The following is a 6,805-nucleotide window of genomic DNA, read 5'->3' on the forward strand; positions in this document are numbered from 1 at the left end:
AATGAAGAAACTGCTTTTGGGCGTCGCCTTCGCGGCGCTGATGAGTTCATCTGCCATGGCCGCCAAGGTCGGCGTGTCGATGGCCAAGTTCGACGACAACTTCCTGACCGTGCTGCGCAACGGCATGATCGCTCAGGCCAAGGGCATGAGCGGCGTCGAGCTGCAGGTCGAAGACGCGCAGAACGACGTTGCCAAGCAGCTCGACCAGATCAAGAACTTCGCCGCCTCGGGCGTCGACGCCATCATAGTCAACCCGGTCGACACCTCGGCCACGCAGGCGATGTCGGACGCTGCCGCCGCAGCCAAGATCCCGCTGGTCTACGTCAACCGCGAGCCGGTCAATGTCGACACGCTGCCCGACAACCAGGCCTTCGTCGCCTCGAACGAGGCGGATTCCGGCACGCTCGAGACCAAGGAAGTCTGCCGCTTGTTCAAGGAAGCCGGCAAGAAGGAAGCCAATGTCTATGTGATCATGGGCGAGCTCTCCAACCAGGCCGCCGTGCAGCGCACCAAGGATATCGAAGAGGTGATCGCGACGCCGGATTGCAATTTCATCAAGATCATCGACAAGCAGACGTCGAACTGGAACCGCGACGAGGCGCAGAACCTGATGACCAACTGGCTGTCGACCGGCAAGCCATTCGACGGCGTCATCGCCAACAATGACGAAAGCGCGATCGGCGCCATCCAGGCGATGAAAGCCGCCAACATCGACATGAAGTCGGTCGTCGTCGGCGGCGTCGACGCCACCCAGGACGCGCTTGCCGCCATGCAGGCGGGAGACCTCGACGCAACCGTGTTCCAGGACGCGGCCGGCCAGGGCGCCGGTGCGCTGGATGCGGCGCTCAAGCTCTCCAAGGGCGAAAAGGTCGAACACAAGGTCTACGTCCCCTTCCAACTGGTGACGCCGGCGAACATCGACAAGTTCCTGAAGAAGAACTGAGCAGCGGACATGCGGAGCGGCGCTCTCACTGCGCCGCTCCTCTTCCCCTCAGCGCCGGCAAGGCAGCAAGGGGAGAACTGCGGCTGACGGAGGAAAGAACGATGGCACAGACATCTCATGGCGTCGGCGGCCTCACCTATGATGCGAAGAAGCGCGCATGGCCTGCCGAACTCAACGTTTTCCTGGCGCTCGTCATTCTTGTTGTCGTCTTCGAATTGATCGGCCGGCTCTTTCTTGGCGACAGCTTCCTGTTCAACACCCGCAGCGACGTCAGCGCGATCTTCAATGAAGCCCGGCTGCAGATCATCATCCTGCAGGTGTCGATCGTCGGCATCATCGCCATCGGCGTGACGCAGGTGATCATCACCGGCGGCATCGACCTGTCCTCGGGTTCGATCGTCGGCGCGACGGCAATGATTGCCATGAGTTTTGCCCAGGTGGCGACCGTCAACGGCAATCCCAACCCCAAGGCGATGTTCCTCGCGCAGGGCTGGACCGACCTGCCGGTGATCGTGCCGGTGCTGGTCGCTATCGGCTGCGGCCTGTTTGCCGGCCTGATCAACGGTGCCTTGATCGCCTACACGCGCATTCCGCCGTTCATCGCCACGCTCGGCATGATGGTGACCGCGCGCGGCATCGCCAAATGGTGGTCCAAGGGCCAGCCGATCTCGTTTCCCACCGAGAGTTTCGCGGCGATCGGCAAAGGCCTGATGCCGGTCATCATCTTCCTGTCTCTGGCGGTGCTGTTCCAGCTGATCATGAGCTACACAAGGTACGGCAAGCATTGTTACGCGATCGGCTCCAATGAGGATGCCGCGCGCATGTCCGGCATCAAGATCGCCAACCACAAGATCCTTGTCTACGTCATCGCCGGCGTGCTCGCCGCGCTCGCCGCCGTGGTGCTGAGCTCCAAGAACCTCACCGCACAGTCGGGCATGGGAGTGATGTACGAACTCGACGCCATCGCCATGGCGGTCATCGGCGGCGTCTCGCTGTCAGGCGGCCGTGGCTCGATCATTGGCACGGTGATAGGCTCGCTGATCTTCGGCGTCATCATCTCCGGCTTTACCTTCCTGCGCCTCGACGCCTACTACCAGGAGATGGTCAAGGGCGTGATCATCGTCGGTGCTGTCGTTCTCGACCAGTGGCGCCAACGCCTGCGGGCAATGAGGGCTTGACCATGTCAGACATCGTCCTGAAGACCGAAAACCTGACCAAGCGCTATGGCGGCGTGCATGCGCTGGAAGGCGCGAACTTCGAGCTGCGCAAAGGCGAGCATGTCGCCATCATGGGCGACAACGGCGCCGGCAAATCGACCTTCGTGCGCCAGATCACCGGTGTCGAGCAACGCACCAGCGGCCAGATCTGGTTCGATGGCAAGGAAGTGAATTTCACCGGGCCGATCGAGGCGCGCGAGGCGGGCATCGAGACCGTGTTTCAGAACCTGGCGCTGGCCGACGACCTCGATGTGCCGTCGAACCTGTTCCTCGGCCGCGAAAAGGTGCTGTTCAATCTCGGCCCGTTCTCGATTCTCGACCGCAAATACATGCGCAAGGCGACCGAGGCCGCACTTGTCCGCACGGCGGTGAAGATCCCCAATTTGTCAAACACCATCCGCCATATGTCGGGCGGCCAGCGCCAATGCGTGGCGATCGCCCGGACCGCGACCTTCGCGTCAAAACTGATCATCATGGACGAACCGACGGCCGCACTTGGCGTGCAGGAGACAGCACAGGTCGAAAACATCGTCCGCACGCTGAAGGACAATGGCGAGCCGCTGATCCTGATCAGCCACAACATGCGCCAGGTGTTCGATCTTTGCGACCGCATCGTCGTGTTCCGGCGCGGCCGAATCGTCGCCAATTTGCGCAAGGAGAACACCGACGGAAACGATATCGTCTCCTACATTACCGGCGCCAAGACCGGGGAGGCAGAGCTCGCGGCCTAAACAGGATGATCACCCGGTTTAGCAACAATCTGGCGCGTTGAGCAATTCCGGGAAAAGTGTGAAACGGTTTTCCGGTCGGAATTGCGCCAAAAAAATACGCCTGCCACCTTTCCCTGACAGGAAGGTGGAGACACCACTCTCTCGAACCCATCCCTAGAGGAAATTTCCATGATTCTCCGCTTCGCCCTCCTCGGTGCCGGCCGCATCGGCAAGGTCCACGCCCGCGCCGTCGGCTCCAATCCGCAGGCCACACTGGTTGCCGTCGCCGACGCGTTCGAGAAGGCGGCGACCGAGTTGGCGAGCGCCTATGGCGCCGAAGTGCGCACAATCGACGCCATCGAGAAATCCAAGGACATCGACGCCGTCGTCATCTGCACGCCGACCGACACCCATGCCGACCTGATCGAGCGTTTCGCCAAGGCCGGCAAGGCGATCTTCTGCGAGAAGCCGATCGATTTGAACGCCGAGCGGGTCGAGAAATGCCTGGCGGTGGTCGACAAGACAAAGGCGACGCTGATGGTCGGCTTCAACAGGCGCTTCGATCCGCATTTCGCCGCCGTGCGCAAGGCGATCGACGACGGCGCGATCGGCACCGTCGAGATGGTCACCATCACCTCGCGCGATCCGGGTGCGCCGCCGATCGATTACATCAAGCGCTCGGGTGGCATTTTTCGCGACATGACCATCCATGATTTCGACATGGCGCGCTTCCTGCTCGGCGAGGAGCCGGTGGCTGTCAGCGCGCATGCCTCGGTGCTGGTCGACAAGAAGATCGGTGAGGCCGGCGATTTCGACAGCGTCAGCGTCATCCTCGAAACCGCATCCGGCAAGCAGGCCGTCATCTCCAACTCGCGCCGCGCCACCTATGGCTACGACCAGCGCATCGAGGTGCACGGCTCGAAAGGCATGATCGCGGCCGAGAACCAGCGCCCGGTGTCGATCGAACTGGCCAACGAGAAGGGCTATACGCGCCCGCCGTTGCACGACTTCTTCATGACCCGCTATCTCGATGCCTATGCCAATGAGATCGCTGCCTTCATCGCTGCGGCGACGTCGGGCAAGAAGGCGGCGCCAAGCGGCGCGGATGGCCTCGTGGCACTGAAGCTGGCGGACGCGGCACTAAAGTCCGCGACATCGGGCAAGACCGTCCGCCTCGACAAGTAAGAACCGGATTTCGGACCCCAGACACAGGAGCATAGCGATGAGCGCATCAGCCGATCGCAATTCACAGACACGCGCCATCGTCACCGGTGGTGCGCAAGGCATCGGATTTGCCGTTGCCGAGGCGCTGGCAGACGAGGGCTGCCGGGCGCTGGCGCTCATCGGCCGCTCGCAGGAGAAGGGCGACAAGGCCGTTGCCCATTTCAGGAAATTGGGTGTCGACGCCATCTTCATCAGCGCCGACGTCTCCAAGGTCACCGACTGCAAGCGCGCGGTCGCCACCGCGATCTCGCATTTCGGCACCATCAACGCGCTGGTAAACGCCGCCGCCACATCGGCGCGCGGTTCGCTGGTCGAAACGAGCGAAGAGCTTTTCGACCAGATCTTCGACACCAATGTGCGCGGCCCGTTTTTCCTGATGCAGGGCCTGGTGGCGCATCTGCTCGATCGCAAGGCGCCTGGCTCGATCGTCAATGTGCTGTCCATGTCGGCGCATTGCGGGCAGTCTTTCCTGACGCCCTATTCCACGAGCAAGGGCGCGCTGATGACGCTGACCAAGAACGTCGCCAATTCGTATCGACGCAATCGCATCCGCTGCAACGCCGTGCTGCCCGGCTGGATGGACACCGAGGGTGAGGATATCGTCCAGAAGAAATGGCACGACGCGCCGGACGACTGGCTGGCAAAGGCCGAAGCCGCGCAGCCGATGGGCCAGTTGGTGAAGCCGGACCAGCTGGCTCGGCTGATCAGCTACATGGTGAGCCCGCAATCGGGCGTCATGACCGGATCGCTGGTCGACTACGACCAGGGTATTGCCGGGTCGGCGCCGGAATAGCGCCGGCGAGTCCAGCGGAAACGCCCGTCACCCGCGCCCTGTTGCCGACGCATCGCTATTCCATGTAGTCAGGATGGTCACGGAGGTCGAGATGCCATCTGCACCCAAAGAGGGTACCAACTGGACGGTCGCCGGAGCAAAGGCCCGGCTCTCGGAGGTTATCGAGCGCGCACAGTCCTCACCGCAGACGATCACCAGAAACGGCAAACCAAGCGTGGTTGTCGTCTCGGCCGAGGAATGGCATCGCAAGACCGCGCGCAAGGTCACGCTTGCTGAGTTCCTGCAGGGCTCGCCGCTGCGCGGCGCCGATCTTGACCTTGAGCGCCGGCGCGACGAACCCGCGTGATCTGCCGTTGTGAGGCTGCTGCTCGGTTGCCATCGGGGCACGTGACAAACACTTCGGCTTCGACTATATGAGTTTCATGATCAACCTGACCGCCACGTATTGGTACTTTAGGAGCTCGCTGGCGGCGGGAGGATTGCGCTCGATCTGAAGATTGCAGCAACAAGATCCGAACAGCCGCCATACCTGGCGGCTTTTTTGTTTCAGCCGGCAGGTTCCCCAAACAGGAGCAGAAAGCCGTGTTGACCACTACAGATGATCTTCGGGTCAAGGAAATCAGGGAATTGAGTACGCCGGACCAGGTGATGCGGGAAATACCGCGCACGCTGACGGCGACGCGCACCGTCAGCGCTTCACGTAATGCCATCCACGCTATCTTGAACGGCACCGACGATCGGCTGCTCGTCATCGTCGGCCCGTGTTCGATCCACGATCCGGTCGCTGCGGTAGACTATGCCAGCCGTCTGGCGGCGCTGCGCGAGAGCCTGTCGGACCGGCTTGAGATCGTGATGCGGGTCTATTTCGAGAAGCCGCGCACCACAATAGGCTGGAAAGGCCTGATCAACGATCCCGATCTCGACGGCAGCTTCAACATCGACAAGGGACTGCGGATGGCGCGCAACGTGCTGTCTGCCGTCAACAATCTCGGCCTGCCGGCTGCGACCGAATTCCTCGACATGACCACGCCGCAATACATTGCCGACCTCGTCGCCTGGGGTGCCATCGGCGCGCGCACGACCGAGAGCCAGATCCACCGCGAACTGGCATCGGGCCTGTCCTGCCCGGTCGGCTTCAAGAACGGCACCGACGGCAATCTGCGGATCGCTGCCGAGGCAGTGAAATCCGCCGCCCAGCCGCATCATTTCATGGCGGTGACCAAGGGCGGCCGCAGCGGCATCGCGACGACCACCGGCAACGAGGACTGCCACGTCATCCTGCGCGGCGGCGTTCAGCCGAATTATGACGCGGCGAGCGTCGAAGCCGCTAGCACGGAACTTACCCGCATCGGTGTCGCGCCCCGTTTGATGATCGATGTCAGCCACGCCAACTCAGCCAAGAAGCCCGAGAACCAGCCCAAGGTGGCGGCCGATGTCGCGGGCCAGGTCGCGGCGGGCGACGAGCGCATCATCGGCGTGATGATCGAGAGCAACCTCGTCGCCGGCCGGCAAGACATCGTGCCCGGCAAGCCGTTGGTGTATGGCCAGAGCATCACCGATGGCTGCATCGACTGGGCGACCACCGAGACGGTGCTGCACGGCCTTGCCGGCGCCGTCGAGTGGCGCCGCTCGGTGCGCCGCGCCATGATCGATAGCCGCCAGGGAGCCGCCTAAGCCACTATTGCCGGCCTTTGCCCGGCACGGACCCCCGCCCCTAACCCCTCCCCACAAGGGGGAGGGAGACTCCAGTCGGCGCTGACAACGGCAAACTGCCAACGTTCAGGCGCCAAAAGGATCGAATTGGAGTGCGCGGCAGTGTTCCCTCCCCCTTGTGGGCAGGGGAATCGCATATGAGTAAGAGTAAGTCTTGCGTTGAGTGGAAAGGTTGATTCTTTAGGGGCCTTCTCTTTGAAGAGGA

General features: G+C 62.4%; 7 protein-coding genes. All 7 read left to right on the forward strand.

Features of this window, described 5'->3' with window-relative positions; genetic code table 11:
* Position 1 precedes the first annotated feature (1 nt).
* The 7 genes from NKJ90_RS06700 (at position 2) to NKJ90_RS06730 (ending at position 6,561) form a co-directional block, all read left to right on the forward strand.
* Positions 2–943, forward strand: a complete 942-nt coding sequence (locus tag NKJ90_RS06700) for a sugar ABC transporter substrate-binding protein (protein ID WP_023761108.1) — start codon at positions 2–4, stop codon at positions 941–943.
* A gap of 101 nt (positions 944–1,044) precedes the next feature.
* On the forward strand, positions 1,045–2,121 hold the full coding sequence (locus NKJ90_RS06705; RefSeq protein WP_023761107.1) for an ABC transporter permease: 1,077 nt from the start codon (positions 1,045–1,047) through the stop codon (positions 2,119–2,121).
* 2 nt (positions 2,122–2,123) lie between these two features.
* Positions 2,124–2,891 carry an ATP-binding cassette domain-containing protein gene (locus NKJ90_RS06710; RefSeq protein ID WP_023761106.1) on the forward strand — a complete coding sequence of 256 codons (768 nt, stop codon included), beginning with the start codon at positions 2,124–2,126 and terminating at the stop codon, positions 2,889–2,891.
* Between the two features lie 168 nt (positions 2,892–3,059).
* The gene (iolG, locus tag NKJ90_RS06715; protein ID WP_023761105.1) at positions 3,060–4,055 is read left to right on the forward strand and encodes an inositol 2-dehydrogenase; all 996 of its coding nucleotides are present in this window, start codon (positions 3,060–3,062) and stop codon (positions 4,053–4,055) included.
* A gap of 37 nt (positions 4,056–4,092) precedes the next feature.
* A complete protein-coding gene (locus tag NKJ90_RS06720; protein ID WP_023761104.1) occupies positions 4,093–4,887 on the forward strand; it encodes an SDR family oxidoreductase in 795 nt (264 codons plus the stop codon).
* 91 nt (positions 4,888–4,978) lie between these two features.
* Positions 4,979–5,233 carry a type II toxin-antitoxin system prevent-host-death family antitoxin gene (locus NKJ90_RS06725; RefSeq protein ID WP_031260719.1) on the forward strand — a complete coding sequence of 85 codons (255 nt, stop codon included), beginning with the start codon at positions 4,979–4,981 and terminating at the stop codon, positions 5,231–5,233.
* 236 nt (positions 5,234–5,469) lie between these two features.
* The gene (locus NKJ90_RS06730) at positions 5,470–6,561 is read left to right on the forward strand and encodes a 3-deoxy-7-phosphoheptulonate synthase (protein WP_023761103.1); all 1,092 of its coding nucleotides are present in this window, start codon (positions 5,470–5,472) and stop codon (positions 6,559–6,561) included.
* Positions 6,562–6,805: the final 244 nt, after the last annotated feature.

This window comes from Mesorhizobium sp. M0051 (assembly GCF_040323235.1).
In the GTDB taxonomy this organism is placed as follows: domain Bacteria; phylum Pseudomonadota; class Alphaproteobacteria; order Rhizobiales; family Rhizobiaceae; genus Mesorhizobium.

Excerpts from the sequence above, each read along its gene's own strand:
- NKJ90_RS06700 (WP_023761108.1), top strand. The coding sequence starts at position 2 with ATGAAGAAACTGCTTTTGGGCGTCGCCTTCGCGGCGCTGATGAGTTCA.
- NKJ90_RS06705 (WP_023761107.1), top strand. The coding sequence starts at position 1,045 with ATGGCACAGACATCTCATGGCGTCGGCGGCCTCACCTATGATGCGAAG.
- NKJ90_RS06710 (WP_023761106.1), top strand. The coding sequence starts at position 2,124 with ATGTCAGACATCGTCCTGAAGACCGAAAACCTGACCAAGCGCTATGGC.
- iolG (WP_023761105.1), top strand. The coding sequence starts at position 3,060 with ATGATTCTCCGCTTCGCCCTCCTCGGTGCCGGCCGCATCGGCAAGGTC.
- NKJ90_RS06720 (WP_023761104.1), top strand. The coding sequence starts at position 4,093 with ATGAGCGCATCAGCCGATCGCAATTCACAGACACGCGCCATCGTCACC.
- NKJ90_RS06725 (WP_031260719.1), top strand. The coding sequence starts at position 4,979 with ATGCCATCTGCACCCAAAGAGGGTACCAACTGGACGGTCGCCGGAGCA.